This is a genomic window from Azospirillum canadense (assembly GCF_025961225.1).
Lineage (GTDB): Bacteria > Pseudomonadota > Alphaproteobacteria > Azospirillales > Azospirillaceae > Azospirillum > Azospirillum canadense.
Genome location: NZ_JAOQNG010000001.1, coordinates 1,020,195 through 1,038,859, shown reverse-complemented (window position 1 = coordinate 1,038,859; position 18,665 = coordinate 1,020,195). Strand labels below are relative to the sequence as shown.

The following is an 18,665-nucleotide window of genomic DNA, read 5'->3' as shown; positions in this document are numbered from 1 at the left end:
CTTCATACGGCCCTTCACTCCGCCAAGTGCGCCAGCGGCAGCGCCGTGCGGTAGCGCACCTGCTTCAGGGCAAAGCTCGACCGGATGTTGGCGACGCCGGGGATGCGCGTCAGATGCTCCTTCAGGAAGCGCTCGTAGCTCGCGAGGTCCGGCACGACGACGCGCAGCAGGTAATCGGCGTCGCCTGTCATCAGGTAGCATTCCATCACTTCCGGCAGGTCCATCACGGCCTGCTCGAAGGCGTCGATGCGCTCCTCCACCTGACGTTCCAGGCTGACGCTGACGAAGACGTTAACCGCAAGGTCGACGGAGGCCGGGTCGACCAGAGCCACGTGACGGGTGATGACGCCGGCATCCTCCAGCGCCTTCACCCGCCGCAGGCAGGGCGAGGGCGACAGGCCGACCCGCTCCGCCAATTCGTTGTTGTGCTGCCGGCTGTCCTGCTGCAACAGCGCCAGGATCTTCCGGTCAATGCGGTCGAGTTTGATTTTTGGCATCGGATGTCGTCCATCGGCCATTGACGCAATCCGATGCTAAACCGGCGCAGCGCCCAACGCCACTTTGCAAACCTATGCCAGGATACAAATGATAGGTTTGACCAATCATCGACCGCCATTCCGCTGAAGGGGGACACCATGGCCGCGACCGTTCCGAACCAAGCCGACCTCGCCTGCCTGCAAGAGCTGGAGCGCAAGGTCCTCTGGCTTGCGTCCTGGACGATCCACAACGCCAACCACGTCCGCCCCAACCTGGACGGGCTGAAGATCGGCGGCCACCAGGCGTCCTCGGCGTCGCTCGCCACCATCATGACGGCGCTGTACTTCTCGGCCCTGCGGCCGGAGGACCGCGTCGCGGTGAAGCCGCACGCCAGCCCGATCTTCCACGCCATCCAGTACCTGCTGGGCAACCAGACGCGCGAGAAGCTGGAGAATTTCCGCGGCTTCAAGGGCGCGCAGTCCTACCCGTCGCGCACCAAGGACGTGGACGACGTGGACTTCTCCACCGGCTCCGTCGGGCTGGGCGTGGCGCAGACCCTGTTCGCCTCGCTGGTGCAGGATTACGTGAAGGCCAAGGGCTGGGCGAAGGACCTGCCGGAGGGGCGCATGGTGTCGCTGGTCGGCGACGCCGAGATGGACGAGGGCAACATCTTCGAAGCCCTGCTGGAGGGCTGGAAGCACGGCCTGCGCAACACCTGGTGGATCGTCGACTACAACCGGCAGAGCCTGGACGCGGTGATCCGCGAAGGGCTGTGGGAGCGGCTGGAGAACATCTTCCGCGCCTTCGGCTGGGATGTCGTGATCCTGAAATACGGCACGCTGATGCAGCAGGCGTTCAAGGAGCCGGGTGGCGAGCGGCTGCGTCGGTGGATCGACGAGTGCCCGAACCAGCTCTATTGCGCGCTGACCTACCAGGGCGGTGCCGCGTGGCGGAAGCGGCTGATGGACGAGTTGGGCGACCAGGGGCCCGTCTCCCAGCTGATCGAGCGCCGCAGCGACGAGGAACTGGCGCGGCTGATGGGCAACCTGGGCGGCCACGACCTGCCCTCGCTGCTCGACGCCTTTGCCGAGGCGCGCACGCACGACCGGCCGGTCTGCTTCATCGCCTACACCATCAAGGGCGCCGGCCTGCCGCTGGCTGGGCATAAGGACAACCACTCCGGCCTGATGACCCCGGCGCAGATGGAGGCGTTCCGCGCCGCCAACACCGTCCGGCCGGGCCACGAGTGGGACCAATTCGAAGGGCTGACCCTGCCCGCCGACACCCTGTCGGACTTCCTGAAGCGCGTGCCCTTCGCCGCGAAGGGACGCCGCCGCCACGCCTCGGCGCCCGTACCGGTTCCCGCCGCCCTGCCCGTCCCGGCGCAGAAGAGCCTGTCGACCCAGGCGGCCTTCGGCCTGATCCTGAACGAGCTGGGCCGCGAGAAGACCGGCCTTGCGGAGCGGATCGTGACGACCGCGCCCGACGTGACGGTGTCCACCAACCTCGGCGCCTGGGTGAACCGGCGCGGCCTGTTCGCCAAGAGCGCCATGGCCGACCTGTTCAAGAAGGAGCGTATCCCCTCCACCTACAGCTGGGACTTCTCGCCGAACGGCCAGCACATGGAGCTGGGCATCGCCGAGTCCAACCTGTTCATCCTGCTGTCGGCGCTCGGCCTGTCGCACTCCCTGTTCGGGGAGCGGCTGCTGCCCATCGGCACGGTCTACGACCCCTTCATCATGCGGGCGGCGGACCAGATGAACTACGCCTGCTACCAGGACGCCCGCTTCCTGCTGGTGGCTACGCCGTCCGGCGTGACGCTGGCGCCGGAGGGCGGAGCGCACCAGTCCATCGCCACGCCGCTGGTCGGCATGGCCCAGGACGGCCTCGCCACCTTCGAGCCGGCCTTCGCCGACGAGCTGTCGGTGGTCATGCGCTGGGCCTTCGACTACCTGCAGCGCGACGGCGAGGGGGAGCCCGACGAGCAGAACTGGCTGCGCGACGAGACGGGCGGCTCCGTCTACCTGCGCCTGTCCTCCCGCACGCTGGAGCAGCCGACCCGCACCATGACGCCGGAGCTGGAGCGTGATATCGTGCAGGGCGCCTACTGGCTGCGCCGGCCGGGGCCGAACGCGCAGGTGATCGTCGCCTACACCGGCGCCGTCGCGCCGGAGGCGATCGAGGCGGTGGGCATGCTGGGCGAGGACCGGCGCGACGTCGGCCTGCTGGCCGTCACCTCCGCCGACCGCCTGCACGCGGGCTGGAGTGCCGCGCAGCGGGCGCGGGAGCGCGGCCTGAGCCACGCCAGCTCCCACGTGGAGCGCTTGCTGGAGGGCGCGCCGCCGCACTGCGCGCTGGTGACGGTGGTGGACGGGCACCCGGCGACGCTGGGTTGGCTGGGGTCCGTGCAAGGCCACCGCACGCGGGCGCTGGGCGTGGAACATTTCGGCCAGACCGGCACCATCGCCGACCTCTACCGCCACCACGGCATCGACGCCCAGGGCATCGTGCGCGCGGCAGAGGCCCTGACCCCCGGCCGGCCGGTGCGATACCTGAAGGCGGTGTGAGAATACACGCGTCTTCTTAAGATGAGGACAAGTCGCTGATGAACAATGAAAAGCCCCTCTCCCTTGAGGGGGTGAAGCTGAAGGAGGCCAAAGGCATCCGTAAGCTTCACGGGTTGGGGTGAGGGTGGTACCGACGACAGTCGGCCGGAAATCTATATCCGCCCTTCGGGCGTAACGACCCCTCATCCCAACCTGTGAAGCCTGCGGTCGCCATTGGCGCCCTCCGGCTTCACCCCCCAAGGGGAGAAGGGCTTTTTCGTGCGGATTTTCGGCTCACACCCGGCGGAAGACCAGGGAGGTGTTGATGCCGCCGAAGGCGAAGTTGTTGGACATCAGGAATTCGGTGTCCAGCGGCCGCGCCTCGCCGGTGACGTAGTCCAGCGGGGCGCAGCGTTCGTCCACCGCGTCCAGGTTGACGGTGGGGACGAAGCGCCCCTCCCGCATCATCTCGATGCCGAGCCACGCCTCCAGCGCGCCGCAGGCGCCCAGCGTGTGGCCGAAGTAGCTCTTCAGCGAGTGGATGGGCATGCGTTCGCCGAAGACGGCGTTGGTCGCCTTGGTCTCGGCGATGTCGCCCCACTCCGTCGCCGTGCCGTGGCCGCTGACGAAGCCGATCGCGTCGGGGCCGAGCCCCGCGTCCTCCAGCGCCAGCCGCAGGGCGACCTCCATCGTCTCCGCCTGGGGCTGGGTGACGTGGTTGCCGTCAGAGTTGCTGCCGAAGCCGACCAGCTCCGCGTGGATGCGGGCGCCGCGGGCGACGGCGCGATCACGCTCCTCCAGGATCAAGGTGCAGGCGCCTTCCCCAATCACCAGCCCGTCGCGGTCGCGGTCGTAGGGCCGGGGCGATGTGTGCGGGCGGTCGTTGCGGGTGGAGGTGGCGAACAGCGTGTCGAAGACGGCGGATTCCGTCACGTCCAGCTCGTCCGCTCCGCCGGCGATCATGACGTCGGCCTTGCCGAATTTGATCGCCTCGTAGGCGTAGCCGATGCCCTGGCTGCCCGAGGTGCAGGCGCTGCTGGTCGTGATGATGCGGCCGGTCACGCCGAAGAACAGGCCGATGTTCACCGCCGCCGTGTGGCTCATCATCTGGATGTAGCTGGTGGCGTTCAGCGTCTTGGACCGCCCGTCCTTCATCAGCTCCGCGAAGGCCAGGACCGGCGCCGGGCTGCCGAAGGAGGAGCCGTAGGAAATGCCGGCCCGCCCGCCCTTCACCACCGGGTCGTCGGTCAGGCCGGCGTCGGCCAGCGCGCGTTCGGTGGCGTAGACGGCCATGCGCGACACCGGCCCCATGGTGCGCGTCTTCTTGCGCGGGTAGCGGTCGTCGATGGAGAAGTCCAGGACGGGGGCGGCGAGGCGGGTGTTGATGCCGTCGAACCGCTCCCACTCCGCCATGGTGCGGACGGCGGTTTCCCCGCGGTCCATGCGGGCGCGGATGGACGGCCAGTCCTGCCCCAGCGCGGTGACGCCGCCGAACCCCGTGACCACGACCCGGCGCATCAGACCATGCCCCCGTTGACGGAAATGACCTGCCGGGTGATGTAGCCGGCCTCGTCGGAGCACAGGAAGGCGACAGCCGCCGCCACCTCCTCCGGCCGGCCGAGGCGGCGCATGGGCACCGCCTTCATCACCTCGTCCATCGGCAGCCCCTCGACCATGGCGGTGTCGATGACGCCGGGGGCGACGCAATTGACGGTGATGCTGCGCTTCGCCAGCTCGATCGCCAGCGCCTTGGTCGCGCCGATGATGCCGGCCTTGGCCGCGCTGTAGTTCACCTGCCCGCGGTTGCCGGCCACGCCGGACACCGACGACAGCGTGACGATGCGCCCGCCCTTGCGGGCGGAGACCATCGGCATCACCAGCGGCTTCAGCACGTTGTAGAAGCCGTCCATGTTGGTGCCCAGCACGCTGTCCCAATCCTCGTCGGACATGGCCGGGAAGGCGGCGTCGCGGGCGATGCCGGCGTTCAGCACGACCCCGTAATACATGCCATGCGCCTCGATGTCGGCGTCCAGCGCCACCCGGCAGGCCGCGCGGTCGGCGATGTCGAAGCCGAGCGTCCGCCCCTGCCCGCCGGCCGCGGCGATGGCGGCCAACGTGGCCTCCGCCCCCGCCGCGTCGCGCCCGTAATGGACGAGGATGGAGAAGCCGTCGCGCGCCAGCCGCTCGGCGATGGCGCGGCCGATGCCCTTGCTGGCGCCGGTGACGAGTATCGTGCGTGTCATGATGAGACCTTCACCCCCTGGCTCGCCAGCAGCGCCGCCGTGTCGGCCGGCTGGTAGACGGTCAGCTGCGCCTTCGCCGCCTTCCGCCCGTCCGCCACGGCCATGCAGTCGAAGACGCCCATCTCCCCGTCGCGGTAGACGAGCGCGGCGGTCACCTCCACCCGCGTTCCCTCATGGAACCAGGAGACGGCCGCCCGGAAATCCCGCGTGCCGAGCAGCAGGCCGAGGCGCACCGGCCCGCCGCTCTCCAGCGCCTCCGCGCCGACGAAGGCGCCGCAGGCCTGGGCCATCCACTCGATGGCGATGTGGGCGGCCATGCCCCGCCCGGCCTCGAAGAAGGGCGCGCCGGCGCGCACGGTCAGCGCGGCGACCAGCCGCGTCTCGTCGCGCCCGACGACCTCGTCCAGCAGGATCATCGGCCGCCCGTGCGGCAGCAGGGCGTCCATGGGGAACGGACAAGCCTTCACGGCCGGCCTCCCCGCCCGAAGACCAGCGCCACGTTGCTGCCTCCGAAGGCGAAGGAGCTGCTGAGCATCGCCGCCGGCCCCTGCGGGTCGGGCAGCGCCGCGCCCGGCGCCGTCAGGGCGATCGGCGGGATGGCCGGATCGGGAGTGCCGTCCCACACGTGCGGCGGCAGGAATCCCGCCGGGTTGTGCGCCCGGTGCAGGGTCAGCCACAGGAAGGCCGCCTCGCAGGCCCCGGCGGCGCCCAGCGTGTGGCCGGTCATGCCCTTGGTGGAACTGCACGGCGTGTCGGCGCTGAACAGCGCGTTCACCGCCTTGCCCTCCATGGAATCGTTCAGCGGCGTGCCGGTGCCGTGCAGGTTGACGTAGGCGATCTCGCGCGGCGCCAGGCCGGCGTCGTCCAGCGCCGCCGCCATGGCGGCCAGCGCCCCGCGTCCTTCCGGGTCGGGCGCGCTGACATGGTGCGCGTCGGAGCTTTCGCCGACGCCGAGCAGGTCCACCTCCGCAGCCTCCCGCGTCATCAGGAAGGCCGCCGCCGCCTCCCCGATGTTGATGCCGTCGCGGTTCGCGCTGAAGGGGGCGCAGAGCCCGCCCGACACCGCTTCCAGCGAGGCGAAGCCGCCCACCGTCATGCGGCACAGCGTGTCGGCCCCGCCCACCACGGCGGCGTCGGCCAGCCCGGCGCGGATCAGCCGGCGCGCGGACCCGAAGACCTTGCCGCTGGACGAACAGGCGGTCGCCACCGTGTAGGCCGGCCCGGTCAGCCCCAGGGCGCGGGCGGCGAAGTCGGCGAGGTTGCCGGTCTCCTGCTGGCGGTAATGGAAGGCGGCGGGCCAAGCGCCGTCGCGCTGGAGCGCGGCGAAGGCCGCCTCCCCCTCCGCGATGCCGGCGGTGCTGGTGCCGAGGACGACGGCGACGCGGTGCCGGCCGAAGCGGCGGGTGGCGTCCTCCACCGCGTCGGCGATCTGCTCCAGCGCCAGCAGCATCAGGCGGTTGTTGCGGCAGTCCCAGGCCTCCAGCCCGGCGGGGATGTCCGGCAGCGCGGCGTCGATCGCACCGACGGGGACCGTGCGGCCGGGGATGAAGCCCTCCCGCGCCGCCAACCCGGCCCGCGTGCCGGTGAAGAGGGCGTCGGCGACCGCGGCAGCGCCGGTGCCGATCGGCGTGGCGAGCCCCATCGCCGGAAGCCCGAATCCGCTGTTCATGGCCCCTGCTCCTGCGACTGCACCTCGATCTCGTAGCCCCAGGCGAGGTTGGCGTAGGTCAGCGTGCCGGTCCAGGGCCCGCCCACCGTCCAGCCATAGCGCGCGCGCAGCAGGTCCTGCCCGTCGGCGCTCACCGTGCGCGACGTGGCGTCGGCCGCAAGCTCCGCCCCCGCCGGGGCCAGCGCCTTGCGCACCACCGCGTCCGGCCAGTAGAGCACGACGAGGTCGGCCAGCATGGCGCCGGGCCGTACGCCGTCGGGCAGCCAGGGCGCGGTCTCCACCTCCACCCCCGCGTCGGTCCAGGTGACGGTCATGGCGCGCCGGCCCAGCGTATCGAGTCCGACCAGCGTGAAGCGCTCCGGCGTGACGCTGACGTGCCCTTCGAACACGAAGGTGTCGCCGCCGCGCCGCGCGGTGATGAGCTGGGCCGCCTCCACGCTGCGGCCGAGGTCGGCCGGGCGCGGCAGGGCAAGGCGCTGCGTCGGCCCGATCATCGGCGCCCGCGCGTCCGGACCCGTGGCGGGACCGGTGGCGCAGGCGCCGAGCAGGATGGCCAATCCCAGGACCGTTTTCCGAAAGGCATGAACCAAGACGCGAAAATCCTTTGAAAGACGCGCGATCTTACATCAATTGGCGGTTTGCGCACGCGCTGGTGTCGTGACCTTCCGCCCCGCCCCCGCCCCTGCGGCCAGCGGCGCCAGCAGAAAGGACAGCGACACGCCCACCAGCATGGTCAGGCCAAAGCTGTGGACCGCCGCCACCTGGCTGAAGGCCAGCAGCCCGAAGGACAGCAGCGTGGTCAGCGTGGCGAGCCACACCGCGACCATGGTGACCGGCCGCCGGTCCACCCCCTCGCGCGCCCCTGAAGCGGGCCCGGATTCGGCGCAGAAGATGCTGTAGTCGACCCCCACCGACAGGATCAGCACCAGCGCCATGGCGTGGAAGAAGGTGAAGCCCTGCCCGGCCAGAGCCGCCACGGCCGGGGCGATCGCCAGCGCCAGGGACGAGGGCAGCATGGTGCGGAGCGCACCCTTCCAGCCATAGCGCCAGACCAGCACCGGCACCATCAGCAGCGCCGACCCGGCGATCAGCAGCAGCGCCCGCTGCCGGTACTTGCCCAGCAGCGCGCTGAAGTCGGCGGTGGGATCGACCAGCCGCACGCCCTCAACGCCGGCCAGCGCCGCCCGCACGGCGTCCGGCCGGGTCAGCCCCTGCAAGGCGACGACGTGCAGGCCGGGGCCGAGCACCAGCTCGCTGAGGAACGGCACGTCGCCCCGGCCCAGCGCCGTGGCGAGGGTGAGCGGGGCCGTTGCCTCCCCGTCCTTTTCCGGCGGGGCTGGCGGCAGGCCGAGCTGTTCGCGCTGGGCGGCGAGGTATGGCCCCTCCAGCGCGCTGCGCAGCAGACCGCGGTTCTCCGCCTGCCGCCGGGCCGACGGCACAAAGGACGCCGGCGTCTGGTAGCCGGCGATGGTCCCGTCGCCCTTCAACGCGGCGAGGGTGCCGGCGATGTCCTCCTCCCGCCGCAGGGCCGCCTCGTCGTCGGCCGCGCGGACCAGCAGGAACTGGGTCGCCGTGGTGGCGCCGATGCGGCGCTGGATCTCCTCCTGCTCCCGCACCAGCTCGGGGGACAGCGATTGCAGCCGGCGCACGTCGTCGTCCACGTGCAACTGCGACAGGCCCAGCACACCGACGAGGCCAAGTGCGACCAGCAGCAGCACCCGCGCCGGGCGCCACCGCGCGTCTTCCCAAAAGCGCCACAGACGGCCGGCGGCGGCCAGCATGCCGGCGCCGTGGCGCAGGGGCGCCGCGCGGTCGAGCGACGGCAGCCACAGCGCCACTGTCAGGAACGCCGCGAGCAGCCCGAGGATGGAGAAGGCCGCGATCTGCCGCAGTCCCGGGAACGGCGCCAGCATCAGCGCCATGTATCCGATCAGCGTGGTCAGCAGCCCCAGCACGATCCCCGGCAGCACGTGAGCGAGGCGTTCGCGCGGCGTGCCGGCCGTCCGGTCGAACAGGCAGGCGCTGTAGTGCAGGCTGTAGTCCACCGCGACGCCGATCAGGCTGGTCCCGAACAGCAGCGCGGCCACATGCAGCTCACCGAACAGGAGCAGGCTTCCGGACAGGCCGACGCCCAGGCCGACGCCCAGCGCCAGCAGATTGTGCAGCAGCGGCCCGACGCGCCGGAACACCAGCAGGATCAGAAGAACCGTCCCGCCCAGCGACAGGCTGGACAGCCAGCTCGACTCGCTCAGCGCCGCCTGCGACCCGGCCTGCGCGAAGAACACCGCGCCCAGCCGCTTGACCTGGAGGCCGGGCGAGTCCCGCCGCAGCCGCTCCACCGCCGCGTCGAAGGCGCCGATGACGCGCTCCTGCACGTCCAGCTCGAACGGTTCCCCCGCCAGCAGGGCGGTGACGAGGATCCAGGTCGTGCCGTCCTCCACCACCGTCAGCAGTCCGTCGTCGGGGGTCAGCTTCGACAGGGGGAACGGCAGTCCCGTGAAGAAGGACGGCAGCAGCAGGAAGGGATCGGCGCGCAGCAGGTTGGCGTCGGCCATGCCGAAGACGCCGTAGGCCTGCGACAGGGCGCGCAGCGCGATCTCCTCCCCCCGCCCGGCGAGCAGGAGCGCGCGGTCACCCTCGCTCAGCAAGCCACGGCGATGCGGGAAATAGAGGGCGCCCATCGCCTTCATCCGGTCGGCGCCGATCTCGTCCCCGGCGGCGGACACCAGCCCGGTCGCCTTCAGATCCGCGGACAGGGACTGCACCGCGGCGCGCGCCCGCTCCCGCGAGGCGTCGCCGACCAGCGCCACCACCCGGCGCCCCAGCGCGCGGGACACCGCCTCGTTGGCGCGCTGCAGGAGCGGGTCCTGCTCCTCCCGCGGCAGAAGCGCCAGCAAGTCGGTGCGGAAGGTCAGCCCGTCCTGGATGCGGTGGGCGAGGTACAGGCCGGCCAGCAGGACCAGCGCCAGCCACGCCCACGCGGCGAGGCGTCGGCTCATGACCGGTCCGCGGTGCCCAGCAGCCGGGCCTCGTCCTCCGCCGGCGGCCCCGCGGTCAGTTCCTGGTCGAGGAAGCGCAGAACGTCGCTGTCGCCATCGGGCTTCACGATCTCCACCGCCTCGACGAGGCGGGCGCCGGTCAGCGTGATGCGGCGGATCGGCATCGCGGGGTCGTCGGCCTTCAGCGGCACCAGCACCATCCGCCAGCCGGCGGGGTCACTCTCCCGCTTCACGGCGAACAGCCCCTCCAGCGACCGCAGGTCGCCGCCGAGCGCGCCGCCGAGCATGGCGTAGAGCTTAGACAGGAAGGGCAGCTTGGACGCGGGCAGCCGCATGGTCTCGGCCCCGCGCACCTCCTGCACGATGCCGGACGGGCTCATCACCGTGGTCATGGCGAAGGGCTTGTCCGTCCGCCACAGCAGGCCGCGGCCGGGCACCAGGGTAAAATGGCCCTCGCTCTTCAGCGGCTTTTGGAAGCCCTTCAGGTGGCGTTCCTGCACGAAACGTCCGCGCAGCACCTGCCCCTCGGACAGCGTCGCGGGTTCCGGCGGGGCGGCCAGGGCGGGGGGAGCAAAGGCAAGGAAAGCCAGCAGGGCAAGGATGACGCGGGTCACAGCAGGGCCCTCACCTTCTCGATCAGGATGGGCGGGGATTCGAAGGACAGCTCGCCGGTCTTGGCGTGCACGGCCAGCTGCACGGTGCGGGCCTTGGTCAGCAGCTCCCCGCTCTTCTCGTCGCGGATGCGGTAGTCGATGCGGATGCGGTTCTCGTACTCGGCGAGCGTCGCGGTGACGACCACGGTCTGGGCGAAGCGGATCGGCCGCACATACTTCAGCTGCATGTCGACGATGGGCCACATGAAGCCGGACGCCGCCATGTCCGGGTAGTTGTAGCCGATCCGGTCCAGCAGCGCGCAGCGCGCCTGCTCCAGATAGCGGGCGTAGTTGCCGTGCCAGACCACCTCCATGGGGTCCAGGTCGTAGAACTGGGCCTGGATGGTGACGTCAGCGGAGATCATGGCTGCGGAAATCATGAAGCCTTGCTCCCTTCCGGGCGGGCCCAGAAATCGAAGAAGTTAAACCACTGGTACGGATCGGCCAGCGCGTGCTGCTCCAGCCGTCCGGCGAAGGCGGCGGCGTAGCCGGCCAGCGCCTCCTCCCGCCGGCCGCGGGGCAGGACGACGCGCTCCGCCAGCTTTTCGGCGTCGAGCCGGTGGCGGTCGCCGACGCGCCGGCAGAACAGCAGGTAGACGGGGCAATCCAGCAGGGCCGCCAGGATGTAGGGCCCCTGGGAGAAGGGCGCCGGCTCCCCCAGGAAGGGCACGAGGCTGACGCGCCCGCGGCTCTGCACCGGCACGCGGTCGCCGGCGATGACGACCCACTGGCCCTGCTCCACCCGCTCCTTCAGCGCGATGGCGGTCTCCGGCCCGATATCCGTGACCTGGAGCGTGTTGACCGCAGCCTCCGGATTCCAGTCGCGCAGGAGCCGGTTGTAGTTCTCGGCGTGACGGGTGTGGACCAGCACCAGCAGGCGACGCCGCGTCGCCGCGTCCAGCACGGCGCGCGACAGGTCGACGTTACCGAGATGGGCGACAATGAACAGGGCCCCGCGCTCCCGCCCCGCCGCCTCGCGCAAGGCGTCGGTCTCGCCGGGCTCCACCGCCTCCGGCCCAAGCCGTCCGGTCCAACCGGCGAAGCTGTCCAGCGCCCGCCCGGCGAAGGCCAGGAAATGGCGGAAGCCGTCGCGCCAGGTCGGCCGCCGCCCCTCCCCGCGCGCGACGAAGGCGCGCGTCAGGAAGACGGCGGAGGCGCGGCGCTGCTCCGCCCCCGTCAGGTAGAAGTACAGGATCACCGGCGCGATGACCGCCAGGCAGGCGCGCCGCCCCAGCAGCCGGTAGGCCGCCGCGCAGAAGCGCAGGCCCCAGCCCATCCCCCGCTCCGCAAGGCCCGCCCAATGAATCCCTTGGCCCACCCGGCGCGGCCGGTTCCGCAGGATGCCGGGCAGGCGCAGCAGCATGGAGACGACCAGCCGCGTGTGCATCAGGGAGATGCGGACGTTGTCGCGCAACAGGTCGAAGTTGGAGGTGTTGTCCGGCGGGTAGGTGACGCGCACCGGCAGCTCGGCCACCGGCGTGCCGCGCCAGAACAGGCGGACCATCACCTCCGTGTCGAAATCCATGCGCCGGCCAAGCCGCTCGCCCGAGGCCACCAGCCGCTCCACCGCCGCCAGCGGGTAGACGCGGAAGCCGCACATGGAATCGCGGATGCGCAGCGACAGCGTCTCCACCCACACCCAGACATGGGTGACCCAGCGGCCGATGGCGCGCCCGCGCGGGATGGTCGCGTCGTAGACCGGCACACCGGTGACTAGCGCGTCCAGATTGGTGCGGGCGAGGTCGAGCAGGCCCGGCACGGCGTCCGGGTCGTGCTGCCCGTCCGCGTCGACCTGCGCGGCGTGGGTGAAGCCTTCGGCGAGCGCCAGCCGGAACCCCTCCATCACCGCGCCGCCCTTGCCCTGGTTCGCGTCCAGCCGGCGCACGGTCACGCCGCCCTTCGGGTCGTGCAGGGCGGCAAGCGCGCCGCGCGCCGGCTCCGCGCTGCCGTCGTCGATGATGAAGACCGGCAGCCCCTGCGCGCGCAGGCCGGCCACCACCGCGCCCACGGCGCGCCAGTGGTTGTGGCTCGGCACGATGGCGCAGGGGCGGAAAGAGTCGGTCACGGCCCCTCCAGCGCGATGGAACCGCTGGTCAGCACCTCGTCGGCGCTGCGGTACTCGAAGGTCAGCCGACGCCGGGCCGCGATGTGGCGGAGCGTCAGCGTGACGCTGGCGTCGGGAACGGTGACGCGGCGGAACTTCACCTGGAAATTCCGCGCCACGCCGTCGCCGGCCCCGAGATGCCGGGCCGCCAGCTTCGCCGCCCAGTCGATCTGCGCCACGCCGGGCACGATGGGCATGCCGGGGAAATGCCCTTCCAAAGGGGCGAGGTTGGCGGGCAGGAACAGGTCCAGCTCCAGCCCGTCGGGCAAGGGGCGCGTAGCGCGGATGTCGGGTTCGGTTGGGCGGTGCGGGATTGGGTCCATGGACGCGGTGTCCTCGAACAGCGAAGCGATGTCGGCGTGGCGCTGCTTGCCGAGCGGGCCGGACGGCAGGGCGTCCAGGAAGCGCCAGTGCCGGGGCAGGCCGGCGGGCTCCTGCGTGGCGGCCAGCGCGCGGCGCAGCTGCCGGCCGAAGCGGAAGGCGCCGACCTCGGCAAGGCGCGCCGCACCCTCGCCGCTCGGCACCACCACGGCAGCGAGACGCGATGCCGGGCCGGACAGGCTGACGGCGACGGCGTCCGCCACCTCCGGCAGGGCGCGCAGGCGGGCCTCGACCTCGGCGAGGCTGACCCGCTTACCCTCGATCTTCACGATTCGGTCGGCGCGGCCGAGCAGGCGGAAACCGCCTTCCGCCTCCAAGGCGATGCGGTCGGCGCCCTCGAACAGCCCGTCGCCGGCCACGAAGGGGGAGCGCACGCGCAGCAGCCCCGCCCCGTCCGCCTCCACCGTGATGCCTGGCAGCGGTTGCCAGGCCGGATCGGGAGACGAGCGGTGACGGAGCGCGATGGCGCCGGTTTCGGTGCTGCCGAAGATCTCCGTGACCGGCACGCCGAACAACGCCGCGGCCTGCTCGGCGGCCGGTTCCGCCAGCGGGGCACCGGCCGACAGGACGAGGCTCGGCCGCCGCGCCGGCGCGATCGGCGCGATGCCGTCCATCCGCGACAGGTGCGCCGGGCTGGTGACCAACGCGTCGCCGGCGGCCAGTGCGGACAGGGCGCCTTCCCACAGCTCGTGCGCCGGGCCGGCGATGACCCGCCCGCTCGCCAGGGGCCAGCACAGCCGGAAGGCAAGGCCGTAAACGTGCTGGTGCGCCACGGTGCCGTGCACCGTCGCTCCCATGGGGACCATGGCGCCAAGGGCACGGTCGAGGGTCGCCGCCTCCCATTCCAGCAGGGCGAGCGTCTTGGCGATGCGCTTGGCCTCGCCGGTAGACCCGGAGGTGAAGACCGTCACCGGCGCCGCCGGGTCGAAGGGGCCGGGTGCGGCGCCCTCCCCGCCCGGCTCCAGCATCAGGGCGTTTTCGTCGCCGGACCGTGGCTGGTCGCACAGGAGGAGGTCCCAGGCTCCGGCCAGCCCGGCGATGGTGCCCGGCTGGGCGTTTGGCGGCAGGATCGCCTCGGCCCCGGCCTGGAGCAGCGCGAACAGGCCGACCGCCCCCCAATAGGCGTCCTGCGTCACCAGCAGCCCGCGCCGTACGCCGGCGCGCCTCACCCGGGCGGCGTTGCCAGCGACGTCGGCCCGGAAGCGGGCGAAGCTGATCGTTTCGCCATTGGTGACCGCGACGGTCCGGTCCTCCGGCGCCCCATCGGCGAACAGCCGGGACAGCGTCGGCGCCGTCATGCCGTCCCCCGCTGCCGCAGGGCGCGGCGGACCAGCATTTCCCCGGCGAACAGCGCGCCGGTGACCAGATAGGACAGCAGCCCCGTCCACAACGCCCAGGCCGCGTCGTCGCCCGCCACGGCCAGCCCGGCGGCGACCGCCCCGTTCAGCAGCAGCCAGCCGGTCCACAGCGCGGTGACGGCGCGGCAATAGGCCACGCCGCGCGGCGGCAGGTCGGGCTCGGACCGGCGGGCGAAGCGTTCGACCAAGCTGGGCGGGTGGCGCAGCGTCACGCCGAAGGCGGCGGCGAAGCCCAGGCTGACGACCACCGGGTAGGACTTGGCGGCCAGCGCCGGGTCGAGCAATGCCAGCACGGCCAGCACCGCAGCGGCCCCCGCCAGCGGCGCCCGCCAGACGCGCGCGGCCGGGCTGCTTGAGCCGGCCAGCCGCAGCCCGATCAGCGCCAGCGCCACGGCGACGAAGGCCAGCGGCGGCACCGCCCCGCGGCCGAGATAGACCGCGCCCGGGTAGGCGAGGCTCAACACGAGCATCGCCGCCTTGGCGATGACGGGCACGTCACTCCACCAGCAGGGCTTGCACCTGGTCCAGGACGTCGCCCACGGTGCGGACGCTCTTGAACTCCTCCGGCTTGAACTTGCGCCCGGTCAGTTCCTGGAGCTTCACGACCAGATCGACCGCGTCGATGCTGTCCAGGTCCAGGTCGTCGAACAGGCGCGCGTCCAACGACACGCGGTCCGGCGGCACCTCGAACAGGTCTTCCAGGTAGCCTTTCAGCTTCTCGTAAATCTCATCCCGCGACAGCACGGCCGTGGTCCCCATCATGCCCCCGTCCATCATGCCCCCATCCATCATGCTTGCTGCGCCGCGGCAGCCGCCTGCTGCGACCGGATGAACCGGGCCAGGCTGCGCACCGTGGCGAAATGCGCCTTGATGTCCTCGCTCACCGATTCGATCCGCAGCCCGAACTTCTTGCGCAGGGCCACGCCCAGTTCCAGGGCGTCGATGGAGTCCAGCCCCAGCCCGTCCACGAACAGCGGTTCCTCGCTGTCGATGTCCTCGGGGCGCAGATCCTCCAGCTTCAGGGAGTCGACGATCAGCGCTTTGACTTCAGTTTCCAGGTCATCCATGGGCAAGCCGTTCTGCGTAGTACTGTTCGATGAAGCGCACCAGCTTGCGCGCGGCAAGCGAGCGGTGCTGGGTGCCGAGCCAGGCCTTGGCGTCGATGCGGTCGCCCACCTCGACCCGGAAGCGCGGGCGGCGGCTTGGGACGGCCCACCAGGGCTCGCCCTTGAACAGGGTGGCCGGCGAGCAGGTGATGGTGACGAGCTGGAGTTCCGCGCCGAGCAGCGTGGCGATGTTGGCGAAGCCGCGGCGCAGGCGCATCGGCTCGCCGGGGACGGTGCGCGTCCCTTCCGGGAATATGATCAGCCGGTTGCCGGCCTCCAGCGCCTGCCGGCAGGCGTCGAGAAGCGCCTCGGGCTCCAGGTCGTTGCGGATGTATCCGGTGCCGCGGACCACGTTGCCGAGATAGGGGCTGTCCCAGAGTTCCTTTTTCACGATGCACTGGGCGCGCGGGACCAGCGCCATCAGAAGCACGACGTCGAGCAGCGACGGGTGGTTCGCGATGATCATGTCGCCGGGCATTCCGCCGGCTTCATCGCGCAGCCGCTCCGCCGCGACGACCTCCACCGCGATGATGCGCAGCGTGGTCAGAATCCACAGGTAGAGGCGGAAGGCCCAATGGATCAGCCGCTGGTTCCGCTCCCGCCGGCGCGGGCCGGGCGGCGTCACCGCATGGACCAGCGGGAAGGCCGTCAGGGCCAGCACCGCGCCGCCCCCGAACAGGAAGGCGAAGGCGAAGCCCGTTCCGGCGATGCGCCAGAGGCGGTCCAGACGCTCAAGCATCCCGGCGCCACTCCCAGCGCATGCGCCCACCCTCCGCCGTGGCGCTTGTGCCCCCGGACAGGAGAAAGCGCAGGAAAGCAAGCTCGGCGGACTCACCGGTCGGGCGTTCGACTTGGTCGGACGGTTCGGCGGACATGACGAGGGCGGCCTCCCCCGCCGCGGCCGGTCCCAGCGCCAGCGCGACGACCAGCGGCTGCTCCACGTCGCCGTCCTCGCGGAACCGGTCGTAAGGTTCGGGCAGCGGCTCGTCACCGTAGAGGAGAAGGACCGGCTCTTCCGGCCGTTCGGCCAGCCCGGCCAACGCCTCAATAAGGCCGAAGCCGAAGCTGTCCGGGCCGGCGGCCAGCGCCGTGTGGCCGGCCCGGTTGCCGGTGTGGATCGACAACAGCCCGACCAGCCCGTGATGCACCGACATGCTGAACTCCGCCGGCGACGGCGGTTCCCCGGCGCTTTGCGCGCGGAGGATTCCCAGCGTGCGCGACAGCTCCCCATGGCGCGAGGCCAGCACGCAGCGCGCGTTGGCCGCGAAGTCCCCGCAGGCGAGCGCGCCCGCCACCATTTTCTGCCCGAAGCTGGTGGTGCGCCGGCGCAGCATCATGGGCAGGGACGGCGCTGCGCCGTCCGCCGCGGCCTCCGCCGGTTGCACCCCGGCCCAGCCAAGCCACGCGGCCCGCCCTTCGCGGCCTGGAGCCCAGGCCCACCAGTCGCGTACCGAAAAGCGCAGTCCCGGGGTCATCATCGCTCCACCCAAGCCGCCCCTCAGTAGCCCACGCGGTACAGACGTTTCTCGATTTCGTCTTCCAGCGCGTGGACGTTCTTGTTGTAGGCGCGGTGGATCTGCTCCCCCTGCTCTTTCAGGTTCGACGATCCCACGTGATCGATGCTGAAGCTCTCGTTGGAATAGACGATGTTGACCGTCGCCGAATGGTCGCGCCACTTCTGCGTCGCCTGCATCAGGCCTGGCCGGACGCGGTCCACGTTCCAGCCGCGCGCGGTCGCCGCATCAAAGATGGCGCGCTCAATGTCGGCCAGCGGCCTCTTTTGTGCGGCTGCGGGAATGGCGTGGCCCTTCACGGAATAGATCGGCTGCATCCGCTGGCAGCCGCCCAGAATCACCGACGCCCCCAGCAGAAAAACAATAAGGTGAGGAATGGTTTTCAAGTTCTTTATCCCCATCGGCGGTCGCAACCCCTTGCAACCGCGACACTCCCGCCCCACGCCTACCATAGGGCGTAAGTGTATTGGTAGCGTGATCCGGTTGCAGGATTGAAACAGACACCCGTTGTCCCAGGAATTTCGTATCCCAGGAATTCAGGACGAAAGCGCCGCTCAGCGCATTCCGGCGACCTGGTCCAGGCGGCAGCCGCGGCCGGGCGCCTTCAGAAGGGTCGGACAGCCCTTCGCACGGACATCCGCGCCGGAGGGCAAAGGCCGGCCCGGCGCCAGCATCCAGGCGGCGACATCGTCGGTCACCCGATCGCCGTTCAACGACCGCATCAGCAGGTGCCGGCCCTGCTCGTAGAGGGCCAGGGTCGTGCCGGGCGAACCGTCCGGCGGGGGCAACCGGCGGAGCAGCGCGGCGACGCCGTCACGCGGCACATGGCCGTCCAGGTCACCCAGCAGGACCAGGGTCGGCAGATGCACCGCCGCCGCCTTCTGCCGCGCGCTGCGCATCAGCGCCACGATCCCGGCCAGCGTGTCGAGCCGCGTGCGGTGGATGATGAGGGTGTCCTCGCGCAGCCGCTTCAGCACGTCGGGGTCATCGGTGGACGGGATGTTCACGGACAACGGCGGCACCGTCGCGGATGGCGTCAGGGCGCTGAGAGCCATAGCCACCGCGTAGGTCACCTCCGCGCGGGGGCCCGACCCCCAGATGGCCGGGGCGGACAGCACGAGGCCATCCAGAAGCCCCGGTTCCGCCCGTCCCGCGGCAAGGACGGCGACGGCGCCGCCCATGCTCTCGCCCAACAGGAACAGCGGCGTGCCCGGATTGCCCTCGCGCAGAAGCCGGGCCAGCGCGAGGAGGTCGTCGGCCATGCGGTCGCCGCCGTACCAGCGTCCGCGCTCGGCGGCGCGGCCGAATCCGCGCTGGTCGATGGCGTAGGTCGCGATTCCCGATAACGCCCAACGCCGGGCGGGCGGGGCGAAGGAGTCCCCGTAATCGTTCATGCCGTGGGCGACGACGACGATCGCGCGCACCTCCCCATCGGGCTTCCAGAGATGGACCGGCAGGCGGATTCCATCCTCGGCCGTCAGGGCCTGCGCATCGAGCGTCGGGCGGGTGGCCGAGTGCGCGGAGGTCCCCGTCCCGTCCGACCGGCAGGCGACGAGCAGCGCCATGATCGCGGCAATCACGCACATCCGGACCATCGCCGCCCCCGTCGTCCATT

General features: G+C 71.3%; 19 protein-coding genes. 1 reads left to right on the top strand and 18 read right to left on the bottom strand.

Going from position 1 to position 18,665, the window contains the following annotated elements:
• Nucleotides 1–14 precede the first annotated feature (14 nt).
• Nucleotides 15–497, bottom strand: coding sequence for an Lrp/AsnC family transcriptional regulator (locus tag M2351_RS04925; RefSeq protein ID WP_264655019.1), 483 nt, complete (start codon nt 495–497; stop codon nt 15–17).
• 138 nt (nt 498–635) lie between these two features.
• Between M2351_RS04925 and M2351_RS04920 the strand changes: the two genes are divergently transcribed.
• Nucleotides 636–3,044, top strand: coding sequence for a transketolase-like TK C-terminal-containing protein (locus M2351_RS04920; protein ID WP_264655018.1), 2,409 nt, complete (start codon nt 636–638; stop codon nt 3,042–3,044).
• A gap of 273 nt (nt 3,045–3,317) precedes the next feature.
• On the opposite strand, the gene M2351_RS04915 is transcribed toward M2351_RS04920, so the two are convergent.
• The 17 genes from M2351_RS04915 to M2351_RS04835 form a co-directional block, all read right to left on the bottom strand.
• Nucleotides 3,318–4,541 carry a beta-ketoacyl-ACP synthase gene (locus M2351_RS04915; RefSeq protein ID WP_264655017.1) on the bottom strand — a complete coding sequence of 408 codons (1,224 nt, stop codon included), beginning with the start codon at nt 4,539–4,541 and terminating at the stop codon, nt 3,318–3,320.
• A complete protein-coding gene (locus tag M2351_RS04910) occupies nt 4,541–5,266 on the bottom strand; it encodes a 3-ketoacyl-ACP reductase FabG2 (RefSeq protein ID WP_264655016.1) in 726 nt (241 codons plus the stop codon). Before M2351_RS04910 ends, M2351_RS04915 begins: the two co-directional genes overlap by 1 nt.
• The gene (locus tag M2351_RS04905; RefSeq protein ID WP_264655015.1) at nt 5,263–5,733 is read right to left on the bottom strand and encodes an ApeP family dehydratase; all 471 of its coding nucleotides are present in this window, start codon (nt 5,731–5,733) and stop codon (nt 5,263–5,265) included. Before M2351_RS04905 ends, M2351_RS04910 begins: the two co-directional genes overlap by 4 nt.
• A complete protein-coding gene (locus M2351_RS04900) occupies nt 5,730–6,935 on the bottom strand; it encodes a beta-ketoacyl-[acyl-carrier-protein] synthase family protein (protein ID WP_264655014.1) in 1,206 nt (401 codons plus the stop codon). Before M2351_RS04900 ends, M2351_RS04905 begins: the two co-directional genes overlap by 4 nt.
• The gene (locus M2351_RS04895; RefSeq protein ID WP_264655013.1) at nt 6,932–7,525 is read right to left on the bottom strand and encodes a DUF3261 domain-containing protein; all 594 of its coding nucleotides are present in this window, start codon (nt 7,523–7,525) and stop codon (nt 6,932–6,934) included. Before M2351_RS04895 ends, M2351_RS04900 begins: the two co-directional genes overlap by 4 nt.
• A 36-nt stretch (nt 7,526–7,561) precedes the next feature.
• Entirely contained in the window at nt 7,562–9,934 is a 2,373-nt protein-coding gene (locus M2351_RS04890) for an MMPL family transporter (protein ID WP_264655012.1), read from the bottom strand.
• The gene (locus tag M2351_RS04885; RefSeq protein ID WP_264655011.1) at nt 9,931–10,548 is read right to left on the bottom strand and encodes a LolA family protein; all 618 of its coding nucleotides are present in this window, start codon (nt 10,546–10,548) and stop codon (nt 9,931–9,933) included. The genes M2351_RS04890 and M2351_RS04885 overlap by 4 nt, the downstream gene beginning before the upstream one ends.
• Nucleotides 10,545–10,967, bottom strand: a complete 423-nt coding sequence (locus M2351_RS04880) for an acyl-CoA thioesterase (protein ID WP_264655010.1) — start codon at nt 10,965–10,967, stop codon at nt 10,545–10,547. The genes M2351_RS04885 and M2351_RS04880 overlap by 4 nt, the downstream gene beginning before the upstream one ends.
• Complete coding sequence (locus M2351_RS04875; RefSeq protein ID WP_264655009.1) at nt 10,964–12,652, bottom strand: glycosyltransferase family 2 protein; 1,689 nt, start codon at nt 12,650–12,652, stop codon at nt 10,964–10,966. The genes M2351_RS04880 and M2351_RS04875 overlap by 4 nt, the downstream gene beginning before the upstream one ends.
• Nucleotides 12,649–14,370, bottom strand: coding sequence for an AMP-binding protein (locus M2351_RS04870; protein WP_264655008.1), 1,722 nt, complete (start codon nt 14,368–14,370; stop codon nt 12,649–12,651). Before M2351_RS04870 ends, M2351_RS04875 begins: the two co-directional genes overlap by 4 nt.
• Nucleotides 14,367–14,924 (bottom strand): COG4648 family protein, encoded by a 558-nt coding sequence (locus M2351_RS04865; protein ID WP_264655007.1) that lies wholly within the window; start codon nt 14,922–14,924, stop codon nt 14,367–14,369. Before M2351_RS04865 ends, M2351_RS04870 begins: the two co-directional genes overlap by 4 nt.
• 1 nt (nt 14,925) lies before the next feature.
• Nucleotides 14,926–15,192, bottom strand: a complete 267-nt coding sequence (locus M2351_RS04860) for an acyl carrier protein (protein ID WP_264655006.1) — start codon at nt 15,190–15,192, stop codon at nt 14,926–14,928.
• Between the two features lie 26 nt (nt 15,193–15,218).
• Complete coding sequence (locus tag M2351_RS04855) at nt 15,219–15,497, bottom strand: phosphopantetheine-binding protein (protein ID WP_264655005.1); 279 nt, start codon at nt 15,495–15,497, stop codon at nt 15,219–15,221.
• Nucleotides 15,490–16,275: a lysophospholipid acyltransferase family protein gene (locus M2351_RS04850; protein WP_264655004.1), complete on the bottom strand. Its 786-nt coding sequence runs from the start codon at nt 16,273–16,275 to the stop codon at nt 15,490–15,492. The genes M2351_RS04855 and M2351_RS04850 overlap by 8 nt, the downstream gene beginning before the upstream one ends.
• Nucleotides 16,268–17,014 carry a beta-ketoacyl synthase chain length factor gene (locus M2351_RS04845; protein WP_264655003.1) on the bottom strand — a complete coding sequence of 249 codons (747 nt, stop codon included), beginning with the start codon at nt 17,012–17,014 and terminating at the stop codon, nt 16,268–16,270. Before M2351_RS04845 ends, M2351_RS04850 begins: the two co-directional genes overlap by 8 nt.
• 20 nt (nt 17,015–17,034) lie before the next feature.
• Nucleotides 17,035–17,436 (bottom strand): hypothetical protein, encoded by a 402-nt coding sequence (locus M2351_RS04840; protein ID WP_264655002.1) that lies wholly within the window; start codon nt 17,434–17,436, stop codon nt 17,035–17,037.
• Between the two features lie 168 nt (nt 17,437–17,604).
• A complete protein-coding gene (locus M2351_RS04835; protein WP_264655001.1) occupies nt 17,605–18,645 on the bottom strand; it encodes a lysophospholipase in 1,041 nt (346 codons plus the stop codon).
• Between the last annotated feature and the right edge of the window lie 20 nt (nt 18,646–18,665).